25 protein-coding genes are annotated in these 26101 nt (G+C 58.7%); 15 read left to right on the top strand and 10 right to left on the bottom strand.

Translation table 11 applies throughout. The annotated features are described in order from the left end of the window. Nucleotides 1–15 precede the first annotated feature (15 nt). Entirely contained in the window at nucleotides 16–921 is a 906-nt protein-coding gene (argB, locus tag M9827_RS12515) for an acetylglutamate kinase (RefSeq protein ID WP_003229488.1), read from the top strand. Nucleotides 922–1070: 149 nt separating this feature from the next. On the opposite strand, the gene pyrE is transcribed toward argB, so the two are convergent. Then, nucleotides 1071–1715 (bottom strand): orotate phosphoribosyltransferase, encoded by a 645-nt coding sequence (gene pyrE / locus M9827_RS12510; RefSeq protein ID WP_250605674.1) that lies wholly within the window; start codon nucleotides 1713–1715, stop codon nucleotides 1071–1073. Nucleotides 1716–1797: 82 nt separating this feature from the next. On the opposite strand from pyrE, the gene crc reads away from it, so the two are divergent. Then, entirely contained in the window at nucleotides 1798–2577 is a 780-nt protein-coding gene (gene crc, locus M9827_RS12505) for a catabolite repression control protein Crc (RefSeq protein ID WP_007920349.1), read from the top strand. 79 nt (nucleotides 2578–2656) lie between these two features. Here crc and gltS read toward each other — a convergent pair whose 3' ends face one another. From gltS to rph, 3 genes are all read right to left on the bottom strand, one after another. Then, nucleotides 2657–3865, bottom strand: a complete 1209-nt coding sequence (gltS, locus tag M9827_RS12500; RefSeq protein ID WP_250605673.1) for a sodium/glutamate symporter — start codon at nucleotides 3863–3865, stop codon at nucleotides 2657–2659. 364 nt (nucleotides 3866–4229) lie between these two features. Further along, complete coding sequence (locus M9827_RS12495) at nucleotides 4230–4598, bottom strand: DUF4870 domain-containing protein (protein ID WP_250605672.1); 369 nt, start codon at nucleotides 4596–4598, stop codon at nucleotides 4230–4232. A gap of 28 nt (nucleotides 4599–4626) precedes the next feature. Continuing rightward, complete coding sequence (gene rph, locus M9827_RS12490) at nucleotides 4627–5349, bottom strand: ribonuclease PH (RefSeq protein WP_016985814.1); 723 nt, start codon at nucleotides 5347–5349, stop codon at nucleotides 4627–4629. Between the two features lie 268 nt (nucleotides 5350–5617). Here rph and M9827_RS12485 point away from each other — a divergent pair, with 268 nt between their 5' ends. From M9827_RS12485 to M9827_RS12460, 6 genes are all read left to right on the top strand, one after another. Beyond that, entirely contained in the window at nucleotides 5618–6481 is an 864-nt protein-coding gene (locus M9827_RS12485; protein ID WP_250605671.1) for a YicC/YloC family endoribonuclease, read from the top strand. A gap of 12 nt (nucleotides 6482–6493) precedes the next feature. Further along, entirely contained in the window at nucleotides 6494–7114 is a 621-nt protein-coding gene (gene gmk, locus M9827_RS12480; RefSeq protein ID WP_102669403.1) for a guanylate kinase, read from the top strand. Between the two features lie 167 nt (nucleotides 7115–7281). Beyond that, on the top strand, nucleotides 7282–7545 hold the full coding sequence (gene rpoZ, locus M9827_RS12475) for a DNA-directed RNA polymerase subunit omega (protein WP_250605670.1): 264 nt from the start codon (nucleotides 7282–7284) through the stop codon (nucleotides 7543–7545). Nucleotides 7546–7602: 57 nt separating this feature from the next. Further along, nucleotides 7603–9708 (top strand): bifunctional GTP diphosphokinase/guanosine-3',5'-bis pyrophosphate 3'-pyrophosphohydrolase, encoded by a 2106-nt coding sequence (spoT, locus tag M9827_RS12470; RefSeq protein ID WP_064589822.1) that lies wholly within the window; start codon nucleotides 7603–7605, stop codon nucleotides 9706–9708. 24 nt (nucleotides 9709–9732) lie between these two features. Continuing rightward, nucleotides 9733–10113 (top strand): deaminase RidA, encoded by a 381-nt coding sequence (ridA, locus tag M9827_RS12465; protein WP_003229509.1) that lies wholly within the window; start codon nucleotides 9733–9735, stop codon nucleotides 10111–10113. A 69-nt stretch (nucleotides 10114–10182) separates the two neighbouring features. Further along, nucleotides 10183–10923: a putative periplasmic lipoprotein gene (locus M9827_RS12460; protein WP_250605669.1), complete on the top strand. Its 741-nt coding sequence runs from the start codon at nucleotides 10183–10185 to the stop codon at nucleotides 10921–10923. Nucleotides 10924–11063: 140 nt separating this feature from the next. On the opposite strand, the gene M9827_RS12455 is transcribed toward M9827_RS12460, so the two are convergent. Next, entirely contained in the window at nucleotides 11064–11921 is an 858-nt protein-coding gene (locus tag M9827_RS12455; protein WP_250605668.1) for an SDR family oxidoreductase, read from the bottom strand. 188 nt (nucleotides 11922–12109) lie between these two features. On the opposite strand from M9827_RS12455, the gene exbB reads away from it, so the two are divergent. From exbB to M9827_RS12425, 6 genes are all read left to right on the top strand, one after another. After that, the gene (gene exbB / locus M9827_RS12450; RefSeq protein WP_123454657.1) at nucleotides 12110–13063 is read left to right on the top strand and encodes a tonB-system energizer ExbB; all 954 of its coding nucleotides are present in this window, start codon (nucleotides 12110–12112) and stop codon (nucleotides 13061–13063) included. 6 nt (nucleotides 13064–13069) lie between these two features. After that, the gene (exbD, locus tag M9827_RS12445; RefSeq protein WP_007920333.1) at nucleotides 13070–13498 is read left to right on the top strand and encodes a TonB system transport protein ExbD; all 429 of its coding nucleotides are present in this window, start codon (nucleotides 13070–13072) and stop codon (nucleotides 13496–13498) included. Continuing rightward, nucleotides 13495–14241 (top strand): energy transducer TonB family protein, encoded by a 747-nt coding sequence (locus M9827_RS12440; protein ID WP_007920332.1) that lies wholly within the window; start codon nucleotides 13495–13497, stop codon nucleotides 14239–14241. The genes exbD and M9827_RS12440 overlap by 4 nt, the downstream gene beginning before the upstream one ends. Nucleotides 14242–14458: 217 nt before the next feature. Then, nucleotides 14459–15388 (top strand): hydrogen peroxide-inducible genes activator, encoded by a 930-nt coding sequence (locus tag M9827_RS12435; protein WP_007920331.1) that lies wholly within the window; start codon nucleotides 14459–14461, stop codon nucleotides 15386–15388. 9 nt (nucleotides 15389–15397) lie between these two features. After that, nucleotides 15398–17473 (top strand): ATP-dependent DNA helicase RecG, encoded by a 2076-nt coding sequence (gene recG, locus M9827_RS12430; RefSeq protein WP_250605667.1) that lies wholly within the window; start codon nucleotides 15398–15400, stop codon nucleotides 17471–17473. A gap of 79 nt (nucleotides 17474–17552) precedes the next feature. After that, the gene (locus M9827_RS12425; protein WP_250605666.1) at nucleotides 17553–18953 is read left to right on the top strand and encodes an aminoacyl-tRNA deacylase and HDOD domain-containing protein; all 1401 of its coding nucleotides are present in this window, start codon (nucleotides 17553–17555) and stop codon (nucleotides 18951–18953) included. Between the two features lie 64 nt (nucleotides 18954–19017). On the opposite strand, the gene M9827_RS12420 is transcribed toward M9827_RS12425, so the two are convergent. From M9827_RS12420 to M9827_RS12410, 3 genes are all read right to left on the bottom strand, one after another. Next, nucleotides 19018–21630: a hypothetical protein gene (locus M9827_RS12420; protein ID WP_250605665.1), complete on the bottom strand. Its 2613-nt coding sequence runs from the start codon at nucleotides 21628–21630 to the stop codon at nucleotides 19018–19020. A gap of 271 nt (nucleotides 21631–21901) precedes the next feature. Continuing rightward, nucleotides 21902–23263 (bottom strand): NHL repeat-containing protein, encoded by a 1362-nt coding sequence (locus tag M9827_RS12415; protein WP_250605664.1) that lies wholly within the window; start codon nucleotides 23261–23263, stop codon nucleotides 21902–21904. A 173-nt stretch (nucleotides 23264–23436) separates the two neighbouring features. Beyond that, nucleotides 23437–23820 (bottom strand): SCP2 sterol-binding domain-containing protein, encoded by a 384-nt coding sequence (locus M9827_RS12410; RefSeq protein ID WP_250605663.1) that lies wholly within the window; start codon nucleotides 23818–23820, stop codon nucleotides 23437–23439. A 365-nt stretch (nucleotides 23821–24185) separates the two neighbouring features. Here M9827_RS12410 and M9827_RS12405 point away from each other — a divergent pair, with 365 nt between their 5' ends. Further along, on the top strand, nucleotides 24186–24548 hold the full coding sequence (locus M9827_RS12405; protein WP_250605662.1) for a DUF6124 family protein: 363 nt from the start codon (nucleotides 24186–24188) through the stop codon (nucleotides 24546–24548). A 51-nt stretch (nucleotides 24549–24599) separates the two neighbouring features. Here M9827_RS12405 and M9827_RS12400 read toward each other — a convergent pair whose 3' ends face one another. Together M9827_RS12400 and M9827_RS12395 are read right to left on the bottom strand one after the other, a co-directional pair. After that, nucleotides 24600–25025: a hypothetical protein gene (locus M9827_RS12400; RefSeq protein WP_250605661.1), complete on the bottom strand. Its 426-nt coding sequence runs from the start codon at nucleotides 25023–25025 to the stop codon at nucleotides 24600–24602. 56 nt (nucleotides 25026–25081) lie between these two features. After that, nucleotides 25082–26080, bottom strand: coding sequence for a hypothetical protein (locus M9827_RS12395; RefSeq protein ID WP_250605660.1), 999 nt, complete (start codon nucleotides 26078–26080; stop codon nucleotides 25082–25084). Between the last annotated feature and the right edge of the window lie 21 nt (nucleotides 26081–26101).

Raw genomic sequence — 26101 nt, 5'->3', positions numbered from 1 at the left:
CACCCGGAGCCCTGAATGACCCTCGAACGCGAAGCCGCCGCCCACACCGCCCAGGTCCTGTCCGAAGCGTTGCCTTACATCCGACGTTATGTCGGCAAGACTCTGGTGATCAAATACGGCGGCAACGCGATGGAAAGCGAGGAGCTGAAGACCGGCTTTGCGCGCGACATCGTCTTGATGAAAGCCGTGGGCATCAACCCGGTGGTCGTTCACGGCGGCGGCCCGCAGATCGGCGATCTGCTCAAGCGCCTGTCGATCGAAAGCCACTTCGTCGATGGCATGCGCGTCACCGACGCCGCGACCATGGATGTGGTGGAAATGGTCCTCGGCGGCCAGGTCAACAAAAGCATCGTCAACCTGATCAACCGTCACGGCGGCAGCGCTATCGGCCTGACCGGTAAAGATGCCGGGCTGATTCGTGCGAAGAAGCTCACGGTGACTCGCCAGACCCCGGAGATGACCCAACCGGAAATCATCGACATCGGCCAGGTAGGCGAAGTGGTCGGTATCAACACCGAGCTGCTGAACCTGCTGGTCAAAGGCAACTTCATCCCGGTGATTGCACCGATCGGCGTCGGTGAAAACGGCGAGTCGTACAACATCAACGCTGACCTGGTGGCCGGCAAGGTTGCCGAAGCGCTGAAAGCCGAGAAGCTGATGCTGCTGACCAACATCGCCGGCCTGATGGACAAGTCGGGCACCGTGTTGACGGGTCTGAGCACGCAGCAGGTCGACGACCTGATCGCCGACGGCACCATCTACGGCGGCATGCTGCCGAAGATCCGTTGCGCACTGGAAGCGGTTCAGGGCGGTGTGGGTAGCTCGTTGATCATCGACGGTCGTGTGCCGAACGCGATCCTGCTGGAAATCTTCACCGATACCGGTGTGGGCACGCTGATCAGCAATCGCAAGCGTCCGTAAGCGCAGACGCGAACAAAAAGACCCCGCTCAGCCAGGCTGAGCGGGGTCTTTTTTTGCACTGCAATTCCTGTGGGAGCGAGCCTGCTCGCGAAAGCGGTCTCTGCATCACATCAATATTGAATGTGAAGGCCTTCCACAGTGCTCCGCCGTTAAACGCCGAACTGTGCGCGGTAGGCTTCCACGGCTGGCAGGTGCTGCTTGAGCTGCGGATCGTCAGCCAAGAACTCCAGCACCTGATTCAACGAAACAATGCTGATCACCGGAATGCCGAAGTCGCGCTCGACTTCCTGGATCGCCGACAACTCACCGTTGCCACGCTCCTGACGGTTCAGCGCGATCAGCACACCGGCCGCCTTGGCGCCGTCCTGAGCCGCGATGATCTGCATCACTTCGCGGATTGCCGTGCCGGCGGTGATCACGTCATCGATGATCAGCACGTCGCCAGTCAACGGCGCCCCGACCAGACTGCCACCCTCGCCGTGGGCCTTGGCTTCCTTGCGGTTGAAACACCATGGCAAATCACGGTCGTGATGCTCGGCCAGCGCGACAGCTGTGGTCGCTGCCAACGGGATGCCTTTGTAGGCCGGGCCAAACAGAACGTCGAAGGGGATGCCGCTCTCGACAATGGCTGCAGCGTAGAAACGCCCCAGCTGCGCGAGGGCCGAACCCGAGTTGAACAGGCCGGCATTGAAGAAGTAAGGACTGGTGCGCCCGGACTTCAGGGTGAACTCACCGAAGCGCAAAACGCCGCGATCGATGGCAAAACGAATGAAATCGCGCTGATACGCTTGCATGAAAAAAACCCCAAATACCACGGATTTAGCTAATTAGCTTGACGCCGTGTATCATACACGCACGCGATTTTTGGGGCCATTTATGCGGATCATCAGTGTGAACGTCAATGGTATTCAGGCTGCAGTCGAGCGTGGTTTGCTCAGTTGGCTGCAAGCACAGAATGCCGACGTCATCTGCCTGCAGGACACCCGTGCCTCCGCCTTTGAACTGGATGACCCAGCCTTCCAACTGGATGGCTACTTCCTTTATGCCTGCGATGCTGAAGTCCCTGCCCAAGGCGGCGTGGCTTTGTACTCGCGGTTGCAACCGAAGGCTGTCATCAGCGGTCTCGGTTTCGAGACGGCCGACCGCTACGGGCGCTACCTGCAAGCAGATTTCGACAAAGTCAGTATTGCCACCTTGCTGCTCCCTTCGGGGATGAACGGCGATGAGGACTTGAACCAGAAGTTCAAGCTCATGGACGACTTCGGCAAGTACCTGGACAAACAGCGGCGCAAACGTCGCGAGTACATTTATTGTGGCTCGCTGTACGTGGCGCAGCAGAAGCTCGACATCAAGAACTGGCGCGACAGCCAGCAATCCCCGGGCTTCCTGGCGCCAGAACGCGCCTGGATGGACGAGATTGTCGGCAACATGGGCTACGTTGATGCGCTGCGCGAAGTCAGCCGCGAAGGCGACCAGTACAGCTGGTGGCCGGACAACGAACAGGCCGAGATGCTCAATCTGGGCTGGCGCTTCGACTATCAGATCCTGACCCCAGGCCTGCGGCGCTTCGTGCGCAGTGCGCGCCTGCCACGTCAGCCACGGTTCTCGCAGCACGCGCCGCTGATCGTCGACTACGACTGGACGCTGACCATCTAAGCGTCGATTCGAACGTTAAAAAATGCCCGTATCGCGAGATACGGGCATTTTTTGTGCCTGCGCTCGAAGCGAATCGAACTCAGACTGCGACGAAGAAAGGCAGCATCAGGTACAGCTTGATCACGATGACATTAATAATGTCGATGAAAAACGCTCCGACCATCGGCACCACCAGAAACGCAATCTGCGAAGGACCATAGCGCTGCGTCACCGCTTGCATGTTGGCAATGGCGGTCGGCGTCGCACCCAAACCGAAACCGCAATGTCCCGCGGCCAGCACGGCTGCATCGTAGTTGCGACCCATCACCCGGAATGTCACGAAAATCGCGAACAACGCCATAACCAGCGCCTGCACTGCCAGGATGATGAAGATCGGCAACGCCAATGCCGCCAGGTCCCACAACTTGAGTGACATCAGGGCGATTGCCAGAAACAGCGAGAGACTGACATTCCCCAGCACCGAAACCTCACGTTCAAACACTTGATACAAACCCAGCGCTGAAAGGCTGTTGCGCAGCACCACGCCGACGAACAAGACGCAGACGAATGTCGGCAGTTCGAACGCAGTCCCTTGCAGCAAGCCATTCAACAGATTGCCGGCCAGCAAGCTCACTGCAATCAACGCGAGGGTTTCAACAAACGAAAATGGCGTGATGGAGCGCTCCTTGTTCGGCTGCTCAAAACCTTTTGGCAAACGTGGCGCATCCTCTTGCTGGCAACCCGGCACTTCCACACGCTTGATCAGCAACCGCGCGACCGGTCCGCCAATCAAACCGCCCAGCACCAGGCCAAACGTCGCAGAAGCCATCGCCAGTTCGGACGCCGAGGCCAGACCGTACTTCTCGCTGAATACCGTACCCCACGCAGCACCGGTGCCATGACCGCCCGCCAGGGTGATCGATCCGGTCAGCAGGCCCATCAAAGGGTCAAGCCCGAGCATTGTTGCCAGGCCAATACCCATCGCATTCTGCACGACCAACAACCCGGCGACCGCCAGAAGAAATATCCCCACTATCCGGCCACCTTTCTTCAGACTGGCAAAGTCTGCACTCAAACCAATGGTGGCGAAAAAGGCCAGCATCAACGGTGTCTGAAGAGAAGTATCAAAGCGAACTTCAATATCGAATGTTCGCAGCAGCAATAAGATCATGGCAACTACCAGGCCGCCCGCTACAGGCTCGGGGATATTGTAACTGCGCATGAACCCAACACGCCTGACCAGCCCGCGCCCCAGTAGAAGCACTAAAGACGCGGCCACAAGCGTTCCGTAAAAATCGAGCTGAATCATTGGAATTATTCTTGACTATATATTCAGAGGCGAACTTTTTACCTGCATCCGCCCATGAACCGGCTGATTGTCTCAACACTGATTGCTGTGGAATTCAAGAACCTTCGATGGCTTGAATATATCTTAATATTTCAAGAGAAGTATTAACCCGGCAACTTTAACAATCACCCACTCTGATTCCAAGGATATAGACCCTAACCAAGGCAGTGCAGTTGTGACTAAAAGTGTAATCAGACCATTAATATAAAATGTTACTTGTCACTCATCGCAAACAGATTATCCCTACATACGGCGAAACTTAATTTTGCTGCACAAACAAAAATGCCCTGACATGTCAGGGCATTTTTTAAACGTTGTGAGATGTTTATTTGATCAACCGCCAGGTGAATGGATAACGGTATGGAAAACCTTCATTGGCCTTCACCCCTGCAATGATCGTCAAAACCAACGCGCCGATAGCCAGTATCCCCAACAGAAAAAACCCGATGATCAGCACCATCAGCAGGAAGCAGATCAACGAAGCAATGGCGACGGTGATCTGAAAATTCAGCGCCTCCTTGCCTTGAGCGTCGATGAACGGGTCCGTTTCACGCTTCATTTGCCAGAGGATCAGTGGCCCGATCAGATTGCCGAAAGGAATCCAGATCCCCAGCAAGGCGGACAAGTGACAAAACATTGCCCATTGGCGAACTTGCTGGCTCGGCTTGGGCAGCAATTCTTGCTCTTCACTCATCGCGTCCTCCTTGCGGTTAACAACCTGCTCAGTCGGCCAGTGCAGCCTTTTGCAGTTCGAAGATTTCGTTCATGCCTTGCTTGGCCAGCTCCAGCATGGCGTTCAAGTCTTCAGGCTGGAACGGCGCGCCTTCGGCCGTGCCCTGCACCTCGATGAAACCACCGGTGCTGGTCATCACTACGTTGAGGTCAGTCTCGGCGGCGGAATCTTCAAGATAGTCCAGATCCAGCACAGCCTCGCCCTGATACATACCGACCGATACGGCACCGATCATTTGCTTGAGCGGATCGCCGCCCTTCAGGCCGCCACGTTTCTTGATCACTTTAAGCGCATCAACCAGTGCAACCATGGCGCCGGTGATCGAAGCCGTGCGCGTACCACCGTCAGCCTGGATCACGTCGCAGTCGACGTACAGAGTCACGTCGCCCAGCTTGGACATGTCCAGCGCAGCGCGCAGGGAACGGCCGATCAGACGCTGGATTTCGAGGGTGCGACCGCCCTGTTTGCCACGGCTCGCTTCACGCTGGTTACGTTCGCCGGTAGCACGCGGCAGCATGCCGTACTCGGCGGTCAACCAACCCTGACCCTGGCCCTTGAGGAAGCGCGGCACGCCGTTTTCGACGCTGACGGTGCAGATGACTTTGGTATCACCGAATTCGACCAGTACGGATCCCTCGGCGTGTTTGGTGTAGTTGCGGGTAATGCGGATCGAGCGGAGCTGATCGGCAGCGCGACCACTTGGACGTTTCATAGGAGATACCTGTACTGGGGACGGAAAACTGCCGAGCATTATAGAGCGCTGCACCGCGCCTGGGCACTCGTTAAAAACCCGAGCGACGACCGAAGGCCTTGCAACACCCATTACCGACGGGCTGCAGCCCTTTGTCACACCGTGTGTTTGGGCGCATTCGCCGCACTGCGCTACAATCCTGCGCCTTTGCTGCCAGTCGGCTTAAATTCATTGATATCGAGCCTGCGGAACATCCTGCTGCGCCGATCTGCATTGCGAGGTCACCGCCATGGTGCACAGCATGACCGCCTTCGCCCGCGTCGAAAAAGCCGGCGCACAGGGCACCCTGAGCTGGGAGCTGCGCTCGGTCAACAGCCGCTACCTTGAACCTCACCTGCGTTTGCCCGAGTCGTTTCGCGACCTTGAAGGCGCGGTGCGTGAAGCGCTGCGTCAAGGCCTGTCACGGGGCAAACTGGAATGCACCCTGCGTTTCACCGAAGAAAGCACCGGCAAAACCCTGCAAGTCGATCGCGAGCGCGCCGCGCAACTGGTCGCTGCGGCCGAGACCGTTGCCGGCCTGATCAAGAACCCTGGCGCCCTCAATCCACTGGAAGTGCTGGCCTGGCCCGGCGTACTGGTGGGCGATGCAACCGACCCGCAGGCGCTGAATGCCGACGCACTGGCGCTGTTCAATCAAGGCCTGAAAGACTTGAAGGCCGGCCGCGAGCGCGAAGGCGCGGAGCTGGCACGGCTGATCAACGAGCGCCTGACCTCCATTGAAGAAGACGTCGTGACCCTGCGTGAACTGGTACCGCAGATGCTCGCCACCCAGCGCCAGAAAGTCCTCGATCGTTTCACCGACATGAAGGCCGAGCTGGATCCGCAGCGTCTCGAACAGGAAATGGTCATTCTCGCGCAAAAAAGCGACGTGGCCGAAGAACTGGATCGCCTGAGCACTCACATCATCGAAGTGCGCCGGGTGCTCAAGTCCGGCGGGGCCGCCGGTCGGCGCCTGGACTTCCTGATGCAGGAACTCAACCGCGAAGCCAACACACTGGGCTCCAAGGCCTTCGACCCGCGCAGCACCCAAGCCGCCGTCAACCTCAAGGTGTTGATCGAGCAGATGCGCGAACAAGTGCAGAATATTGAGTAAGGCTACCCCGACATGACCCACAGCACCGGCACCCTGTACATCATTTCCGCGCCTTCGGGCGCAGGCAAGAGCAGCCTCGTCAAGGCGTTGACCGACACCAATCCGGAGATCCGCGTTTCGATCTCCCACACCACCCGCGCGATGCGTCCGGGTGAAGTGGACGGCGTGAACTACCACTTCGTGACCCGTGAAGAGTTCGTGAAGATGGGCGAGCACGGCGACTTCCTTGAACGCGCCGAAGTCTTCGGCAACTTCTACGGCACCTCGCAAAGCCGCCTGCAGCACACGCTGGACGAAGGTCACGACCTGATTCTGGAAATCGACTGGCAAGGCGCCGAGCAAGTACGCAAGCTGATGCCGCAAGCACGCTCGATCTTCATCCTGCCGCCGTCGCTGCAGGCCCTGCACCAGCGTCTGACCAATCGTGGCCAGGACAGCGACGAGATCATCGACGGGCGGATGCGCGAAGCCGTCAGCGAGATGAGCCATTACGTCGAATACGACTACCTGATCATCAACGACGATTTTGCTCATGCACTGGACGATCTGAAGGCGATTTTTCGCGCCAATCAACTCCAGCAGAAACGCCAGCAAGTACGTTTCGGCAAGTTGCTGGCCGAATTGCTCGGATAATCAGCACTTCCCAAAACAGCTGCAAGCGCTTTACATTGGTGCTTGCAGCGCGTTGAAGGGCTTGGTCAAAAAATCAGCGCTTCCCTAATCGCTGGTGATTTTTTAAACTGTTGAGTCCGCTCGCCCAACCGGGCAGCGCGCATATTGCATTCGCTCCGAGGAATACCATGGCCCGCGTAACCGTTGAAGACTGCCTAGAACACGTGGAAAACCGCTTTGAGCTGGTCATGCTCTCTACCAAGCGTGCCCGTCAACTGGCCACCGGCGGCAAAGAGCCACTGGTCCAGTGGGAAAACGACAAGCCGACTGTTGTCGCCTTGCGTGAAATCGCTGAAGGCCTGATGAGCTACGAGTTCATCGCCGAGCAGGAAATCGTCCACGAAGACCCGATCTTCGCTTCGTTCGAGGACGAGTCCAACGAGGCCGTCTAAGCCTATGCCTGGTCGACGTAGCACGGCGCGGGATCACAGCTTGCGGCAGGATTTATCATGCCGAGCATAGACGCCCTCGCCGATCGCTTATCGACCTACCTCGGCAACGACCAGGTCAACCTGGTCCGCCGAGCGTATTTCTACGCCGAACAAGCCCATGACGGTCAGCGCCGTCGCAGCGGCGAGGCGTATGTCACGCATCCTCTTGCCGTGGCCAATATTCTTGCCGACATGCACATGGACCATCAAAGCCTGATGGCCGCAATGCTGCATGACGTGATCGAAGACACCGGTATCGCCAAAGAAGCACTGCAAGCGCAGTTCGGTGAAACCGTGGCCGAACTGGTCGACGGGGTCAGCAAACTGACCCAGATGAACTTCGAGACCAAGGCCGAAGCCCAAGCCGAAAACTTCCAGAAAATGGCCATGGCCATGGCGCGCGACATTCGCGTGATCCTGGTCAAACTCGCCGACCGCCTGCACAACATGCGCACGCTGGAAGTGCTGTCCGGGGAAAAACGCCGCCGGATCGCCAAGGAAACTCTCGAAATCTACGCGCCCATCGCCAACCGGCTGGGCATGCATGCGATCCGCATCGAATTCGAAGACCTCGGCTTCAAGGCCATGCACCCGATGCGTTCCGCGCGGATCTACCAGGCGGTCAAGCGCGCCCGGGGCAACCGCAAGGAAATCGTCAACAAAATCGAAGAGTCCCTCGGCCATTGCCTCGCTATCGATGGCATCCAGGGCGAAGTCAGCGGTCGCCAGAAACACCTCTACGGCATCTACAAGAAAATGCGCGGCAAGCGTCGGGCCTTCAACGAGATCATGGACGTCTACGCGTTCCGGATCATCGTCGACAAGGTCGATACCTGCTACCGCGTGCTGGGCGCTGTACATAATTTGTACAAACCGCTGCCGGGTCGCTTCAAGGATTACATCGCGATCCCCAAGGCCAACGGCTATCAATCGCTGCACACCACGCTGTTCGGCATGCACGGCGTACCGATCGAGATCCAGATCCGCACCCGCGAAATGGAGGAGATGGCCAACAACGGCATCGCCGCCCATTGGCTGTACAAGTCCAGCGGTGACGAACAGCCGAAAGGCACCCATGCCCGCGCCCGCCAGTGGGTCAAAGGCGTGCTGGAAATGCAGCAACGTGCCGGCAACTCGCTGGAATTCATCGAGAGCGTGAAGATCGACCTGTTCCCGGACGAGGTCTACGTGTTCACGCCCAAGGGCCGGATCATGGAGCTGCCGAAAGGCTCCACGGCGGTCGACTTTGCCTACGCGGTGCACACCGACGTCGGCAACAGCTGCATTGCCTGCCGGATCAACCGTCGTCTCGCACCGTTGTCCGAACCGCTGCAAAGCGGCTCCACAGTGGAGATCGTCAGCGCCCCCGGCGCACGGCCGAATCCGGCGTGGCTGAATTTCGTGGTGACCGGCAAGGCGCGCACGCACATCCGCCACGCGCTGAAACTGCAACGTCGCTCCGAGTCCATCAGCCTCGGCGAACGCTTGCTGAACAAAGTGCTCAACGGTTTCGACAGCGCGCTGGAGAAAATCCCGGCCGAACGCGTCAAAGCCATGCTCACCGAGTACCGCCTCGAACTGATCGAAGACCTGCTCGAAGACATTGGCCTGGGTAACCGCATGGCCTATGTGGTCGCCCGCCGCCTGCTTGGCGAAGGCGAACAGTTGCCAAGCCCGGAAGGCCCACTGGCGATTCGCGGCACCGAAGGCCTGGTACTCAGCTACGCCAAGTGCTGCACGCCGATCCCGGGCGACCCGATCGTCGGGCACCTGTCGGCGGGCAAAGGCATGGTCGTGCACCTGGACAACTGCCGCAACATCAGCGAAATCAGGCACAACCCGGAAAAATGCATCCAGCTCTCGTGGGCCAAGGATGTCACCGGCGAATTCAACGTCGAACTGCGCGTCGAGCTGGAACACCAGCGCGGCCTGATCGCCCTGCTGGCCAGCAGCGTCAACGCAGCCGACGGCAATATCGAGAAAATCAGCATGGACGAACGCGATGGTCGCATCAGCGTGGTCCAGTTGGTGGTCAGCGTCCACGACCGTGTGCACCTGGCCCGCGTGATCAAGAAGCTGCGCGCCTTGACCGGAGTGATCCGCATCACCCGCATGCGTGCATAACCTGCCTATTACAAGGAGTCATATATGACCAAAACCGTAATCACCAGCGACAAGGCCCCGGCCGCCATCGGTACTTACTCCCAGGCGATCAAGGCAGGCAACACCGTTTACATGTCGGGTCAGATTCCTCTGGACCCAAAAACCATGGAACTGGTTGAAGGCTTCGAAGCCCAGACCGTCCAGGTGTTCGAGAACCTCAAAGCCGTCGCCGAAGCCGCTGGCGGTTCGTTCAAGGACATCGTCAAACTGAACATCTTCCTCACCGACCTGAGCCACTTCGCCAAGGTCAACGAGATCATGGGCAAATACTTCGACCAGCCATACCCGGCCCGTGCCGCCATCGGCGTGGCTGCCCTGCCGAAGGGTTCGCAGGTTGAAATGGATGCCATTCTGGTCATCGAGTGATGCGCACGGCGCGGCCTTCAAACGCCGCGCCGACTGCTCAGCAAGAAAAGGTTTTGAAAGGATTCCACCATGCGCAAAGCGCTAGCTCTCCCGCTGCTCGCCATTTTCCTCGGCGGCTGCGCCAGCAACCCTGCCGACCGTGACATCAGCGGCACCTGGATCAACCAGGTGGCAATCGATGCCGCAGCCAAGGGCGGCCCGCTGCGCGAAGCGCTTCAGGCTTACGGCCCGAACCTTGAGTGGGACGTCAACACCAAGGCCGGCCAGGCCCGCTACACCAACGGTTTTGAGAACGTCGAAGGACGGCTGCTGGGTGAGGAATCCGGCGCCTGGAAAGTCGACTTCTATGGCAGCTCCGCCAGTGAGCTGAAACGCGACGGCGGGCAACTGCAGCAAGCCGCCAGCGAGAACGAACCCGAGCAGGTCTTCGACCGTGCGCAGATTCCGGTGCCGGAAGGCGCACCGATCGGCGCCAGTTTCGAACGTGCGCTGTATTCCGCCTACATGGGCGGCAACTGGACAATCGCCAGCGGTCAGGGCGAAGGCGGCACCGTGCAGTTCCAGGCTGACGGTCAAGTATCCGGCCTGCCGGGCGCCGACCGTTATGCCTTGTGTCTGGCGGGCGATTGCGCGTCGATGAGCAGCACCAACGACAACATGTGGTTGCAGCTCAACGGTCAGGGCAATGCCTATATCTTTGCGCGCAAGGGCAAGGAACTGGAGATTTTCCAGGCAGTGAACACGGCGCTGGCGGATGAAATGCCGCAATACACGCCGGGCGAGCGCAAGTGGTTGCTGGAGAAGCAGTAACCCGCTTCTGAAACCACTGAAGATCAAATGTGGGAGCGAGGCTGCTCGCGAAAGCAGTGTGTCAGTCAAAGTAATATTGCCTGATACACCGCTTTCGCGAGCAGGCTCGCTCCCACAGTTGTTTTTGTGTTGTTAAAAAGTCAGCATTTACCTTCGAGGATCGCGGCATAGCCCTCGCGATAGCTTGGGTACATTGGCGTCCAGCCCAACGCTCTAGCCCGGGCATTGCTGCAACGCTTGCTGCCGGTGCGCCGAACGCTGGCGTCTTCCGCCCATTCGGTTACGCCCAGGTACTCACGCAACCAGGCCACCACTTCGGCCAACGGCGCCGGTGCATCGTCGACACCGATGTAAATCTGCTCCAATTGCACGCCCTGTCGCGACTTTTCCAGCAGAAACGCCAGCAATCCCGCCGCGTCATCAGCGTGAATCCGGTTGCCATACAGCGGCGGATCAACCGCCACGCGATAGCCGCGACGCACTTGGGTCAGCAGCCATTCGCGGCCCGGGCCGTAAATCCCGGTCAGGCGCAGGACGCTCGCCGGGATGCCGCTGTTGAGCGCCACCTGCTCCGCCTCCAGCATCAAGCGCCCGGAATAACCGGCAGCGACGGTCTCTGATTTCTCATCCACCCACGCACCATCCTGCTGCCCATACACACTGCTGCTGGACACAAAGAGCAGCCGCTCAGGCACCTGACCATAATCCTCCAGCCAGCTCAGGACATTCTGCAAACCCTGCACATAAGCGGCGCGATAACCGGCTTCATCGTGATCGGTGGCTGCCGCGCAATACACCAGATAGTCCACGGCACCCACTGGCCAGGTCGCCGGGCAGTCCTCATTGAACAGGTCGCCGGCAACGCCGATCACCCCCTCAGGCAGCTTCGAAACATCCCGGCGCAAGCCATGAACTTCCCAGCCAGCCGCCAGCAATTGCTTGGCCAGACGACTGCCGACATCACCACAACCGGCAATCAAAACAGAAGGCGCGGACATCAAAAAACTCCTATCGGAAAGACACAGACTAGCGCTGGCAAAGGACGGACGGCTAGCAATGAAGGAAAAAAAGATACTCTATTACTTTTGTTAACAAGAATTACTTGCAATAATGCACGCCACTTTTGTTCTCGGCCTTACGAGGCCTGGAAGAGCATCAACGTTTTTCTATCTCAGGTCCGGCCAGCATGACACGCAATCAAATCCCCGCTTCGCCAACCAATCGACCTCGCGCCTGGAGCGCAGTGGCGGCTCTGCTGCTCAGCCTGATGCTGGCACCGACCGCCGCTTTCGCCGACGCTCAAGCACCCGCCACTCCAGCCGCCACCGAGCAAAGCGCACCGGCCGCCACTCCGGCTGCCCCGGCCGCTACCGATCCGGTACAGGCTGTCGATGCTGCCGACGTCCCTGAAGTCCTCGAAGCCGACAACTCCCTGGGCATGGCCCACGACCTGTCGCCGTGGGGCATGTACCAGAACGCCGACATCATTGTGAAAATCGTGATGATCGGTCTGGCCATCGCGTCCATCATCACCTGGACCATCTGGATTGCCAAAGGCTTCGAGCTGATGGGCGCCAAGCGTCGCCTGCGTGGCGAAATCGCTGCTCTGAAAAAAGCCACCACCCTTAAAGAAGCCAGCACCACGGCGGCGAAGGAAGGCACCCTCGCCAACCTGCTGGTGCACGACGCGCTCGAAGAGATGCGCCTGTCGGTCAACAGCCGCGAGAAAGAAGGCATCAAGGAGCGCGTCAGCTTCCGTCTCGAGCGCCTCGTAGCAGCCTGCGGTCGCAACATGAGCAGCGGCACCGGCGTCCTCGCCACCATCGGTTCCACCGCGCCGTTCGTGGGCCTGTTCGGAACCGTGTGGGGCATCATGAACTCCTTCATCGGCATCGCCAAAACCCAGACCACCAACCTTGCCGTTGTGGCCCCCGGTATCGCCGAAGCACTGCTGGCCACCGCACTGGGTCTGGTTGCAGCGATTCCAGCCGTGGTGATCTACAACGTCTTCGCCCGCTCCATCGCCGGTTACAAGGCGCAGGTTTCCGATGCCTCGGCAGAAGTTCTGCTGCTGGTCAGCCGCGACCTCGATCACCAGCCTGAGCGCAGCTCGCAACCGCACATGGTGAAAGTGGGGTAATCGGCCATGGGCCTGCATTTGAAAGAAGGCGCAGACGACGATCTGGCCGAGAACCACGAAATCAACGTCACGCCCTTCATCGACGTGATGCTGGTGCTGTTGATCATCTTCATGGTGGCCGCTCCATTGGCCACCGTGGACATCAAAGTCGACCTGCCGGCCTCGACCGCCAAACCGGCACCGCGGCCAGAGAAACCGGTGTTCCTCAGCGTCAAGGCTGACCAGCGCCTGTACATCGGCGACGACGAAGTAAAAGCCGAAACCCTTGGCGCCGTGCTCGACGCCAAGACCCAGGGCAAGAAAGACACCACCATCTTCTTCCAGGCTGATAAAGGCGTGGACTACGGTGATCTGATGAGCGTGATGGACAAACTGCGCTCCGCCGGTTACCTGAAGGTCGGTCTGGTCGGACTTGAGACGGCAGCCAAGAAATGATCACGACGCGCCATAAGCTGACGCGTTACAGCGGTAGCCTGGCCGTGGTGCTGGGCGTGCATGCGCTGGCCATCGCGCTGGCGCTGAACTGGACTGCCCGCCCGCCCATCGAATTGCCACCGCAGGCAATGATGGTCGAGCTGGCCCCGGTTCCGGCCCCGCCACCGCCTGCTCCGCCGAAAGTCGTCACACCGCCGCAACCACCGGCTCCGGTTGAAGAATTGCCGATTCCGAAGCTGGCCGAAGCACCGAAAGCTGAGATCGCGGTGCAGAAACCCAAACCGAAGCCAAAGCCTAAACCGCCGAAGCCGGTCGAGAAGAAGCTGCCTGATCCGCCGAAGGAAAAACCTTCCGAGGAGAAACCGGCCGACACGCCACCGACTCCAGCGCCGACGGAGAAATCCGCTGCACCGGCGCCCGGCCCGTCGCCGGCACAGTTGGCAGCCAAGGCCAGTTGGCAAGGCACCCTGCTCGCGCATTTGGCCAAGTACAAAAAGTACCCGCAAAGTGCACAGGCACGCGGCAAGGAAGGCTTGAACCGCCTGCGCTTTGTTGTGGATGCCGAAGGTAACGTATTGTCGTTCGAACTGGTGGGCCGCTCCGGCAACGCCGATCTGGACCGGGCCACCCTGGAAATGATCCGCCGCGCACAGCCGCTGCCCAAGCCACCGGCCGATATGCTCAACAACGGCTCGATCGAAATTGTTGCGCCGTTTGTGTACTCACTCGAGCGCCGCCGCTAAGCAACACCGCAATACCTGTGGGAGCTGGCTTGCCAGCTCCCACAAGGTTCTCCGCCAGCCGAGAGAGCCAAGCCAAAAAGGCACCGAAAGGTGCCTTTTGCATATCTGGCAACGGCAAACTCACATTGCCCGGTGTCACATTCCACACTCAGTCTGATAACGTGCGTCTATCGATTGCAGCCGGTATGCTTGGCCCGCATCTTCATGGACGCTTGCTATGACCCTCACAGAATTACGCTACATCGTTACCCTCGCCCAAGAGCAGCATTTCGGCCACGCCGCCGAACGTTGCCACGTCAGCCAGCCGACCTTGTCGGTGGGCGTGAAGAAACTTGAAGACGAACTCGGTGTGCTGATTTTCGAGCGCAGCAAAAGCGCCGTGCGCCTGACCCCGGTCGGCGAAGGCATCGTCGCCCAGGCGCAGAAAGTCCTGGAGCAGGCGCAAGGCATCCGCGAACTGGCCCAGGCCGGCAAGAACCAGCTGACCGCGCCGCTGAAAGTCGGCGCGATCTACACCGTCGGCCCGTACCTGTTCCCGCACCTGATTCCGCAACTGCACCGGGTCGCCCCGCAGATGCCGTTGTACATCGAAGAAAACTTCACCCACGTGCTGCGCGACAAACTGCGCAACGGCGAGCTCGACGCGATCATCATCGCCCTGCCGTTCAACGAAGCCGATGTGCTGACCCTGCCGCTCTACGACGAGCCCTTCTACGTCTTGATGCCGGCGCAGCACCCGTGGACGCAAAAAGAAACCATCGACGCCGGCCTGCTCAACGACAAGAGCCTGCTGCTGCTAGGCGAAGGCCACTGCTTCCGCGATCAAGTTCTCGAAGCCTGCCCGACCCTGACCAAAGGCAACGACGGCGCCAAGCACACCACGGTCGAATCCAGCTCACTGGAAACCATCCGCCACATGGTCGCGTCCGGTCTGGGCATCTCGATCCTGCCGCTGTCGGCCGTCGACAGCCATCACTACGCCCCAGGCGTGATCGAAGTGCGGCCACTGTCGCCGCCGGTGCCGTTCCGCACCGTGGCGATCGCCTGGCGCGCGAGTTTCCCGCGGCCGAAAGCCATCGAGATCCTCGCCGATTCCATTCGCCTGTGCTCGGTTGCCAAACCTGCAGCACCGGTCACCGCCGGTTAAGCGAGCGTCATGACGGAGCTGTCGCAAGTGTCGGTGACGGCACTCAAGGGTGTCGGCGAAGCCATGGCCGAGAAATTGGCCAAGGTCGGCCTGGAGAATCTGCAAGACGTGCTGTTTCACCTGCCGCTGCGTTATCAGGATCGCACCCGCGTGGTGCCGATCGGCGCACTTCGGCCGGGACAGGACGCCGTGGTCGAAGGCACCGTCAGCGGTGCCGATGTGGTCATGGGCCGCCGCCGCAGCCTCGTCGTGCGCTTGCAGGACGGCACCGGCGGTCTGAGTCTGCGCTTCTACCATTTCAGCAACGCCCAGAAAGAAGGCCTCAAGCGCGGCACACGGGTTCGCTGCTACGGCGAAGCCCGGCCCGGCGCGTCAGGCCTGGAGATCTACCACCCGGAATACCGCGCCATCACCGGTGACGAACCGCCGCCAGTGGATGAAACCCTGACCCCGGTCTACCCGCTCACCGAAGGCCTGACCCAGGCGCGTCTGCGTCAGTTGTGCATGCAGACACTGACCATGCTCAAGCCAGACACCCTGCCCGACTGGCTGCCGACCGAACTGGCGCGCGACTATCAACTGGCGCCGTTGGCCGATGCGATCCGCTACCTGCACAACCCGCCCGCTGACGCCGACGTCGACGAACTCGCGCTCGGTCATCACTGGGCCCAGCATCGTCTGGCCTTCGAAGAACTTCTGACCCATCAACTGTCGCAACAGCGTCTGCGCGAAAGCATGCGTTCGCTACGCGCGCCAGCGATGCCGAAAGCAACCAAGTTGCCGCCGAAATACCTGGCCAACCTCGGCTTCAATCCGACCGGCGCGCAACAGCGCGTCGGCAACGAAATCGCCTACGACCTCAGCCAGCACGAACCGATGCTGCGGCTGATTCAGGGCGACGTGGGCGCCGGTAAAACCGTGGTCGCCGCCCTCGCTGCGCTGCAAGCACTGGAGGCCGGTTATCAGGTCGCGCTGATGGCGCCGACCGAGATCCTCGCCGAACAGCACTTCATCACCTTCAAGCGCTGGCTCGAACCGTTGGGCATTGATGTCGCGTGGCTGGCCGGCAAGCTCAAAGGCAAAAACCGTGTCGCCGCGCTGGAGCAGATCGCCAGCGGCACACCAATGGTGGTCGGCACCCACGCGCTGTTTCAGGACGAAGTGCAGTTCAAGAACCTCGCGCTGGTGATCATCGACGAGCAGCACCGCTTCGGCGTGCAGCAGCGTCTGGCGTTGCGGCAGAAAGGCGTCGGCGGGCGCATGTGCCCGCATCAACTGATCATGACCGCCACGCCGATTCCACGCACACTGGCGATGAGCGCCTACGCCGACCTCGACACCTCGATCCTCGATGAACTGCCGCCGGGTCGAACCCCGGTCAATACCGTGCTGGTCACCGACACCCGCCGCGTCGAAGTCATCGAACGAGTGCGCAGTGCCTGCGCCGAAGGCCGTCAGGCCTATTGGGTGTGCACGCTGATTGAAGAGTCGGAAGAGCTGACCTGTCAGGCCGCCGAAACCACGTTTGAAGACCTCACCCTCGCCCTCGGCGAACTGAAAGTCGGGCTGATCCACGGGCGCATGAAGCCTGCCGAAAAAGCCGCCGTCATGGCCGAATTCAAGGCCGGCAACCTGCAACTACTGGTCGCCACCACAGTGATCGAAGTCGGCGTCGACGTGCCCAACGCCAGCCTGATGATCATCGAAAACCCTGAACGCCTGGGCCTCGCGCAACTGCACCAGTTGCGCGGCCGCGTCGGCCGGGGCAGCGCGGTCAGCCATTGCGTGCTGCTCTACCATCCGCCGCTGTCGCAGATCGGTCGCCAGCGCCTGGGCATCATGCGCGAGACCAACGACGGTTTCGTCATTGCCGAAAAAGACCTCGAACTGCGTGGCCCCGGGGAAATGCTCGGCACCCGCCAGACCGGCCTGCTGCAATTCAAGGTCGCCGACCTGATGCGCGACGCCGACCTGCTGCCCGCCGTACGCGACGCTGCGCAAGCGCTACTGGAACGCTGGCCGACCCACGTCAGCCCATTGCTCGACCGCTGGCTGCGTCACGGGCAGCAATACGGCCAAGTGTGAGCACCGTCGCAGTTTGTGCAGGATCGTTCCTACAGAGCTGGTTATACTCCTGCCATTGTTTCAAAAACGGATACAGACCATGACTGACGCAGCTCTCGCCCCCGAACTCCCGCACGCGCCGTCTGTAATTCGGCTGCTGCTCGGCAAGCTGGGTATCGCCTACGAAGAAGTGCTCGACCACCACGGCCTCAATGCCTCGCGCAAGGTACAAGCCGTGTTGCTGGACGACGCCGTCGGCGCGCTGATGGTGCTGTTTCCGCAGAGCCAGTTGCTGGATCTCAATCGCCTCGCCGAACTGACGGGCCGTCGCCTGACCGCCGTATCCACCGAGCGCCTGGAAAAGATGCTCGGCAAACACAGCCTGAGCCTGCTGCCAGGCCTGCCGGCGCTGACCAGTTCGCCGTGCCTTTACGAAGAAAGCCTGCTGCGCGAACCGAAGCTGCTGATCAACTCCGGCGAGCCGGGCCTGCTGCTGGAAATCACCAGCGAAGCCTTCAAGAGCATGCTGACCAAGGCCAGCGCCGCCAACTTTGGCGAAGCCCTGAGCAGCATCCGCCCGAACCTCGACCGCCCGGACGATGACCGCGAGGAAATCACCCAGGCCGTGCAGGCGTTCACCGCGCGGCGCATTCAGCAGCGTCTGGAAGCGACCATCGAGATTCCACCGCTGGCCGAAACTGCACAAAAAATCATCAAGCTGCGCGTCGACCCCAATGCCACCATCGACGACATCACCGGCGTGGTCGAAACCGACCCGGCGCTGGCGGCGCAAGTGGTGAGCTGGGCGGCGTCGCCGTATTACGCCTCGCCGGGCAAGATTCGTTCGGTGGAAGACGCCATCGTTCGCGTGCTGGGTTTCGATCTGGTGATCAACCTGGCGCTGGGCCTGGCCCTCGGCAAGACCCTGAGCCTGCCCAAAGACCACCCGCAACACACCACGCCGTACTGGCAGCAGTCGATCTACACCGCCGCCGTCATCGAAGGTCTGACCCGCGCCATGCCGCGCGCCCAGCGTCCGGAAGCCGGCCTGACCTATCTGGCCGGTCTGCTGCACAACTTCGGTTATCTGCTGCTGGCCCACGTCTTCCCGCCGCACTTCTCGCTGATCTGCCGCCACCTGGAGGTCAACCCGCACCTGTGCCACAGCTACATCGAGCAACACCTGCTCGGTATCAGCCGTGAACAGATCGGCTCGTGGCTGATGCGCTACTGGGACATGCCCGATGAACTGGCCACCGCCCTGCGCTTCCAGCACGACCCAAGCTACGACGGCGCCTATGCCGAATACCCGAACCTCGTCTGCCTGGCCGTGCGCCTGTTGCGCAGCCGCGGGATTGGCTCCGGGCCGGATGAAGACATTCCGGATGCGTTGCTGGAGCGCGTGGGTTTGACTCGCGACAAAGCCAATGACGTGGTCAGCAAAGTGCTTGAGGCTGAAGTGCTGCTGCGCGAACTGGCATCGCAGTTCAGCCAGGGTTGAAAGCAAAACGGGCAAGCGATCTCCAGTTGGAGCGACGCTTGCCCGCGATGTGCCAATCTGCGGCCTAAGCCGACTTGTCCAGGTAACGGATCACCCAGCCTTTCTCATACCCCGAGTCCGTGAAAAACACTCCGCCCACTACGATTCGACCATCGTCCATCACGGCCATACCATGAGGGTATTCGAAACCATCGCTTTCATTGAAAACGGTAAATCCCGTATCAAAGAAAGAGGGGTCCGGAGAACCGTCAGCCAAAAAGCGTGCGGTAACCGCGCTGAGACTCTCATCAAACGTGCCGGGGCCACTGCCGCCGCAAACGATGACTGAACCGTCCGTACGCGGCACACAATGCAACCATCTGACGCCTTGGGACACAGGTAAAGAAAACAGTGGCTGACCACCATTGAACACCCGGTTGTAGGAGCCGCTGAAATTGAGCACCGCAATCAAGCCCTGAGGGACACCCTCCACCACCGCACCGCCGGCCACAACGATTTTGTCGTCGACGATTGCCGCAACGTCCAGGCTGATCCATTGATCGTGGGGTACGACCACCGCTCCGTTGCTTCCAAAGCCTGTGTCAACCTTGCCCGTAACGTCGAAACGAGTAACGAAGGCACCCTGCGCACTGACCGCGAGGTAAGTGCCGCAGATCACCACGGCGCCGTCAGGCTGGGTCGCGGCCGCTAGCGCAACAGTGTCCGAAGACGAAATACCTGCAAGCTCTACAAACGCAAAGCCAGTGCCGTTGAAGGTCATATCGGGAGAGCCATTCGGCTCGAACCTCAGAGCGATGCCTTTTGTCCGTCCGGCAGCATCCATGACATTACTGACCACGACGATTTTTTCGTTCAGTTGTTGCGCGACCACCCCTGCTGCGCCAGCCTCTGCGGCTCCGCTGGCAGACGCGTGCGCCACCCCGGTATATCCGCCACCGCCCATCTTCTCGTAGGGAAGATAAAGCACACCTTGTTCCCCAAAGGACGTCTGCAGTTGTCCGTCATCGCGTTGTCTGACCAGCACCAGGCCCGTCGAATTATTTGCGCCTTCGTCCGTGTACTGAGCACGAACCAGCCAGCCGCCATCACTCAGCGGTGTGAACCCGAGAATCCGGCTCATGTAAAAATTTTCTTTCAGCCTGATCTCGACGTAGCCTGAGTCTTCTCCACCGAAGGCTGAGTCGAGAGCACCGTCTTCAAGCAGACGAGCGATCCGCGTTGGCGCACCGGGCGTTGAAAGGCGGACGGCAACCAGCAATTTGTTTTGCGGCAGCGCCAGCAGCGCCCTGACGTCATATCCCGAAAATCCGGGGAACGGAAACCTGAGGACGCCACCGTCGCCAAAAGTCGGATCGTTATTTAAAGACGGCACGCCCGCCAGATAGCGCACGATACGGCCAGGGATTTTGGAAGGATCAGCGTAGACGGAGAGCTCAATGCAAACCACGATCCGGCCGTCCGTCATACCGGCGACACCTCGCGCATAGGCAGCCCCTGCGCTGTCTTCAAACAACGCATGACCCGTACCGTTGAAAGCCGTATCCGGTTTTCCATCAGCAAGGAAACGCGCCGTCACCATGGCTGTTTCACCCTGACCAACAACAACGATCGAACCCCCCACCTGCGAGGTATGCGTCCACGCCAACCCTTTTATTAACGGCGAAAACAGCGGCTTGCCCCCATTGAACACAAGGTTGGACGCGCCGCTGGTCGTGAATGCAGCGATCAACCCACCTTGGAGGCCACTGCGAAAGGCTCGGCCCGCGACAATAATCCTGCCATCGCCTTCACGTACCGAAATCGATTGCGGAAAATTCTCGCCTTCATCATTGGGAATCAACAACGGCAGGCCGTTGTTGAATTGCCTGTCCAGTGCGCCACTTGTGTCCAGACGCGCCAGAAAAAACCCACGGCCTCCCGATCCGTCCAGGTATGAACCGCAGACCAGCACCTTGCCATCGGCTTGAACGGCGATACCGGAGACGTTATTCGATGTGGCGACATTCACAACCACATAGCCCGAACCGTTGAACGATCGATCGAGGGAGCCATCCGCTTGCAGACGTATCACAACTCCCACTGGCAATGGTGCATCATCAAAAAACACGAAATGGAGCAGGACGGTTTTGCCGTCAACCTGGGAAGCCGTTGACCGTAATGAAGCGTGCGCAGTCTGAGAGGATCTGCCGGTCGGGCGACTGGTCTTGCGCGGCACGCTAGCGGGGTCGGGGTTGCCATAATGGGAAATAAACAGCATGCCATTGGTGCCAAACGTTTCGTTCAGTTCACCGGTTTTTTTCAGGCGGACCAGTGCGAGGCCGACGTCATCGGAGGTAGTCGAGAAATACTGAAGGTGTATCAGCCAACCATCATCCTCAAGCGCATCGAGACCGGAGACATAGCTGATCCGAGCACCCTCCAACGCTATTTCAACGAAACCTCTGCGCGCCGGACCGAAGGTCTCGTCCAGAGAACCGTCGTGATCCAGCCTCGCAATGGCAACCGGGGCATTCGCTCCCGTTAAGGGTATCGCCACGAGAAATTTTGAATCGGGGAGCGCCAGGACCGCCGCCGCTTCGTCGCCCGCGATGCCGGGTATCGGTAAGGTCAGCACGCCATCCTGAGCAAATGTCGGATCGAGAGACCCAGGGATCGAAATACTGTGCGTCTGCGTCATGAGCTTGTTCCATCAAGTCGGTGAAGTCCCTTAATGCCGGAACTGGAACTTGAGTAGAGCATCGCGACGGTACACAAAACACCTGATAGAAATGACAGTTCGGCTGTCTTTGCGAGCCTGAGTAATGGCCTTGCAAGACAAGCACACCGTTATTCAGTGCGCTGCATGGATTGATTGGAATTGGCCTCACAGTTCAGTCAGGCATAAAAAACCCGCTCTCACGAGATCATTCTTACTCGTGAGAGCGGGCAATTAGAGCGTTGTTTATTGATCAGGCAATAAAGCGTGCTATCCATCCGCTTGTAGCAAGACTCAACCGGTCTTTCCAAGACTCACCGCAGATGACGATTTTATTTTGCGCAGTGACGTGCAGATCCAAACTATTTTCCAGTTTCTCAGCCTGATCAAAAGTTACCCACCCACTACCGTTGAACGTCGAATCGAGCTCGCCGGTAAGGCGATAACGTGCACAGACGGCGTGCATCTCATCAGTAGCAAACCCTCCACCACTGGTGCCGGCGACAATCAACTTGCTTTCATCCAAGTCGCCAAAGGCGCAGCTCGACCAATTTTGGCCAATCTCAGGCACAACTTTGGTACATAACGGTTGGCCATTGTTGAACATAGGGTGAGGTGAGCCATCCGCACTGAGTACGACAATCACCCCTTCACCCTCAAGGAAGCCGTCACCGGCCTGGCCTCCTATCAACGCAATCATTCCGTCCTTTTTCCTCACGGCAATATCGCGAAAAATCGGCAGCCGATCAGAGGACACAATGGCTGTCTTGAACTTGTCGTCGCGCATTCCATCTTTTGTGAAGCGCACGGCATAGGTACCGAAGGTGCCTTCATCATGAAAGTCGCCATACACCACCAAGCCACCGTCCGCTTGCACAGCCACTCCACGGGCGGCGTTATCACCTGCCGGGCTCAACTCAGCCAATTCGACAGTGGCTGAACCGATCTTGTTGAAGGTGTCGTCAAAAGAACCATCAGGATTGAGTCGCATGACCAAGCCTTTGGTTTGCTGTGCCACATGATCAAAGCCAAAGAAGACCAACGCTATTTTGCCGTCTGGCAACTCGATACCGGACGCTCCAGAATTGGCGCTGCTCTGAACAGCGGGCTTCACATTCCGAGCGACATTCTGGCGCGCGCGCGCATTCCTTGCCGTTGCGCTTAGCGTGACGGGCATTGAACCGTACGGGAACGTGACCACACCGCCTTCACCAAACTTATCGTTGAGCCGACCGTCCGGCAGCAACTGGATGGCAACGAAACCACTTTCATAACTCGGTGGCCCCATCATGTAATCGACCGTAATCAGCAAGCCATCATTACTCAGCAAGCTTGCGCCCAACTTTCCTGATAAAAGCTTTTCCCCGGTCAAAATCCGCGCAAAACCTTGCTGGTTCTCGCCAAACCCGGTGCCTACATCAAGCTGCCCCTTTTCAGTAAGCCGCGCGACTACGAAGCCAGGGAACACACCTGACTCATTTGCCACGACCAGCAGCCGACCGTCAGCCAGAGGAAGGACCACTTGCGGGGCAATGCTGACAAACTCAGGAAACTCCCAATTGAGTTTGCCGTCATTGGCGAATGTGGAATCAAGTTCGCCTGCTTGTACGGTCATGTTGATAACTCTCCAATCCGGATAAGTCCCTTTACTGCTGGACGATCCCTATGAGGCCTCAACATCCAAACAAAAACACCTGTCACTTCTGACAGGTGTTCGTGGTACTACGAGCCAATTGAGCGACTTACCGAGCCAAACCAATTACCCACCGGGTTCTAAAAAATGGCGCTTCACGCCTTAGGCTTGGCCTTCCTCGGCTTCAAATATTTCATCAAACCCTGAAACCACATCACCAGCGCCGGGTTGCCCTTGAGCTGGATCGACTTGTCCTGAATGCCCTGCATGAACGCCAACTGCTTGTTCTTCGCCTGCATGGTGGCAAAGCCATAACCCGCATCTTTAAACGCAATCGCGAACGCCGGCTCTGCCACGGTTCCGGACTTGCTGGTGATGCGCTGATTCTTCACCACGAAATGCCGCGCCACTTTCCCATCCAGCGTCTGCAGCTGAAACACCAGATCCTTGTCACCCAACTGCTGCTGGAACGCAGGATTTGTCCGGCTGGCCTTACCCATCAACAAACCCATCATCCACAGAAGAAAACGAAATTTCATGCGCACAGCCTCAAAAGGAAAATGAACGGCCGGGGCAGTGTAAGGGATTCGGACGATAACGCCAGTATCTGACGCTGTTGGAAGATGATGCAGACCAATTCCTGCACGATGACCGCCAAGTCACGATTCCGCAGGCAACGTCCTACACCAGTTGAAACACATCCCTGTAGGAGCTGGCGAAGCCTGCGATCTTTTGATCTTCCGGCCCGCGAATCTATGGGAAATGTCCTGCAAAGTGTGGTGCTGTCCATGAACTAGGCGAGTTGGCTGGCTATCGATAGGCTCTGTTTGTCGCCGCAAAATCGGTGGCCGGATGTGCAAGTCCGAACTCGGGGAGATCAACTAACTGCTCAGGATTTACACCGATGACCGATGAAACATTCAGCACTGAAGCAATCTCGCCCTACGAATCCCCCAATTCGAAGAAATTCCACGAAGCCGCCGAGCGCGCCCTCGACCACCATTTCAAACCAGCCGTCGAACCACATCCCAAACGCGAGAACGGCCTCTTCAAACTCTCCCCCGGCACCGACGCCGAAGCCCTCATGGCCAACGCCTCCGAAGACCTCCTGTCCATCAGCGTCATCGCCTGCGACCTCGCCGACGACCTCCACGGCTCCCGCCGCTCGGTAGCGCTTGCCCTGAGCAGAATGGCGGACGGCGTGAGATTGATGGTGGAAGGGACGCTCGACCAGATTGAAGTGCGAAGCGTGGCGGCCAAGCCGTAGCGAGATTTGCGGATGAAAAAAGGGGACGTTAAGTCCCCTTTCTTGAAGATTTCATCCCCACTGACAACCCGTCTCCGGAGAGGCTTCGATACTGAAGTCCTCGTCGAACGAATACTGCTTGCCGGATTTGTAATTCGTGTAGCGCATCGAGTTCACCCGAGCGCCTTGCGTTGCAATGACATACTGCCCCGTCACTGCACCGTCTGAAACTTCCACCCAAGTCGTCGTGAATTCGTAGGGCCCGCTCTCCGTCATGACGTACTCTTCGGTTCGGTGATGAACCAAAGCAATAGCTTTCTTCGACTTGCTGTACCTGACACTTGCGCCGCTCCATTTGGCAACCACGTCGTAATAGGTTCTGAACTCAAAATTGATGTTTTTGCCTTCCAGCGAGTGGAAGCACCTTACCTGTGTAGAAACTTCGCTGTGGGCCGCCAACGGCAACACCAACAACAGCACTGAAAATAACTTCTTCACAAATCCCTCTGAACCCGTTCTGTTGAATGCGCTTATGCCGATGAACGCCGGCGTTTCTAAAGCGAATAATCCGCCACTTCTTCCAGCCGCCAACACTGCCCACGAACAAACCGATATTCGAAGACATAGTCGGTATCCGGCTTCTGCAGGATCGCGATCGCTTTTTTGTCCCGCGCTTCCTTGACGGTCAACGTCAGGCCCTGGGCCTCTCGCTTTGCTTGATCCGGAATGACAGGAAACTTAAGTTGATCGCCGCTGAGACTGCGCTTTTCCATCTCGGGTTCGGGATCGCCGGCCACGGTCGTGACCATTTTCAGCGGTTGTTGTACGAAGGCTTTTTGCACATCTGCGCGTTCGGAGAAAGCTGAGAGGAACGCTGAAAAGTCGGTCGAAGGGCAAGCAACATTGGACGTATCAACCTCGGCTTTGAGTGGATTCTGGCCGATGTCCTGATGCAGTTTTGAATCCGCAATTATCTTTGCATCCAAGTCTGCCAAGCGCTTTTTAATGCTGGTCGCATCCTTGTAAGCACATTCGACCTTTACATCATCCGCCAGATTTAGACCGTCGAGGCAGTTCTCAAGCTCGGGATCTGGTGGGTCGCCGCTAAAAAACCGCAAGGCCAACTGATCGCCGTCCTTCACCAAAGGCAATTCCAGCACCGAATAGGAATCACCTTCGAATTGACTGTGCGAGACTTTTTGTTTTGTCAGAACAAACATGGACTTCCCCGCTTGCTCCGGAAATTTGCGCTCGAAGAAGAACACCGAGGCGATCTGCTCACCTTCGACCTTCCACACATAATTCAGCGAAGGCTTCACGGCGTTCATTGAGGTGTAGAAGATCTCAGCGTAAGGAACATGTCCTTCCTTTACCTGACCTTTGAGGTTGTTCTTCAAAAAGAACACTGTGATCTTTTGATCACCGAGCGATGCAACCACAGGCGGATGCAGCTCACCGATGGTTTGTGGGTCACTCGCTAATGCCTGCTGAGCCAACAAGGCAACCATGAATCCGAGCGCACTCATACAACTTAAGAGCTTGGCCAATTCCACTCACTTCCCTGTTGATCAATC

The sequence above is a fragment of the Pseudomonas sp. AKS31 genome, assembly GCF_023634765.1.
Classification (GTDB): Bacteria; Pseudomonadota; Gammaproteobacteria; order Pseudomonadales; family Pseudomonadaceae; genus Aquipseudomonas.
This window is presented reverse-complemented; position numbering and strand designations above follow the sequence as displayed.

Bases quoted from the DNA above. Each gene is read 5' to 3' on its own strand.
- M9827_RS12405 (WP_250605662.1), top strand. From the start codon at position 24,186: ATGACCGATGAAACATTCAGCACTGAAGCAATCTCGCCCTACGAATCC.
- crc (WP_007920349.1), top strand. From the start codon at position 1,798: ATGCGGATCATCAGTGTGAACGTCAATGGTATTCAGGCTGCAGTCGAG.
- M9827_RS12455 (WP_250605668.1), bottom strand. From the start codon at position 11,921: ATGTCCGCGCCTTCTGTTTTGATTGCCGGTTGTGGTGATGTCGGCAGT.
- gltS (WP_250605673.1), bottom strand. From the start codon at position 3,865: ATGATTCAGCTCGATTTTTACGGAACGCTTGTGGCCGCGTCTTTAGTG.
- recG (WP_250605667.1), top strand. From the start codon at position 15,398: ATGACGGAGCTGTCGCAAGTGTCGGTGACGGCACTCAAGGGTGTCGGC.
- M9827_RS12410 (WP_250605663.1), bottom strand. From the start codon at position 23,820: ATGAAATTTCGTTTTCTTCTGTGGATGATGGGTTTGTTGATGGGTAAG.
- M9827_RS12420 (WP_250605665.1), bottom strand. From the start codon at position 21,630: ATGACGCAGACGCACAGTATTTCGATCCCTGGGTCTCTCGATCCGACA.
- spoT (WP_064589822.1), top strand. From the start codon at position 7,603: ATGCCGAGCATAGACGCCCTCGCCGATCGCTTATCGACCTACCTCGGC.
- rph (WP_016985814.1), bottom strand. From the start codon at position 5,349: ATGAAACGTCCAAGTGGTCGCGCTGCCGATCAGCTCCGCTCGATCCGC.
- M9827_RS12425 (WP_250605666.1), top strand. From the start codon at position 17,553: ATGACTGACGCAGCTCTCGCCCCCGAACTCCCGCACGCGCCGTCTGTA.
- exbB (WP_123454657.1), top strand. From the start codon at position 12,110: ATGACACGCAATCAAATCCCCGCTTCGCCAACCAATCGACCTCGCGCC.
- M9827_RS12460 (WP_250605669.1), top strand. From the start codon at position 10,183: ATGCGCAAAGCGCTAGCTCTCCCGCTGCTCGCCATTTTCCTCGGCGGC.
- pyrE (WP_250605674.1), bottom strand. From the start codon at position 1,715: ATGCAAGCGTATCAGCGCGATTTCATTCGTTTTGCCATCGATCGCGGC.
- M9827_RS12495 (WP_250605672.1), bottom strand. From the start codon at position 4,598: ATGAGTGAAGAGCAAGAATTGCTGCCCAAGCCGAGCCAGCAAGTTCGC.
- exbD (WP_007920333.1), top strand. From the start codon at position 13,070: ATGGGCCTGCATTTGAAAGAAGGCGCAGACGACGATCTGGCCGAGAAC.
- M9827_RS12415 (WP_250605664.1), bottom strand. From the start codon at position 23,263: ATGACCGTACAAGCAGGCGAACTTGATTCCACATTCGCCAATGACGGC.
- rpoZ (WP_250605670.1), top strand. From the start codon at position 7,282: ATGGCCCGCGTAACCGTTGAAGACTGCCTAGAACACGTGGAAAACCGC.
- ridA (WP_003229509.1), top strand. From the start codon at position 9,733: ATGACCAAAACCGTAATCACCAGCGACAAGGCCCCGGCCGCCATCGGT.
- M9827_RS12440 (WP_007920332.1), top strand. From the start codon at position 13,495: ATGATCACGACGCGCCATAAGCTGACGCGTTACAGCGGTAGCCTGGCC.
- M9827_RS12435 (WP_007920331.1), top strand. From the start codon at position 14,459: ATGACCCTCACAGAATTACGCTACATCGTTACCCTCGCCCAAGAGCAG.
- argB (WP_003229488.1), top strand. From the start codon at position 16: ATGACCCTCGAACGCGAAGCCGCCGCCCACACCGCCCAGGTCCTGTCC.
- gmk (WP_102669403.1), top strand. From the start codon at position 6,494: ATGACCCACAGCACCGGCACCCTGTACATCATTTCCGCGCCTTCGGGC.
- M9827_RS12485 (WP_250605671.1), top strand. From the start codon at position 5,618: ATGGTGCACAGCATGACCGCCTTCGCCCGCGTCGAAAAAGCCGGCGCA.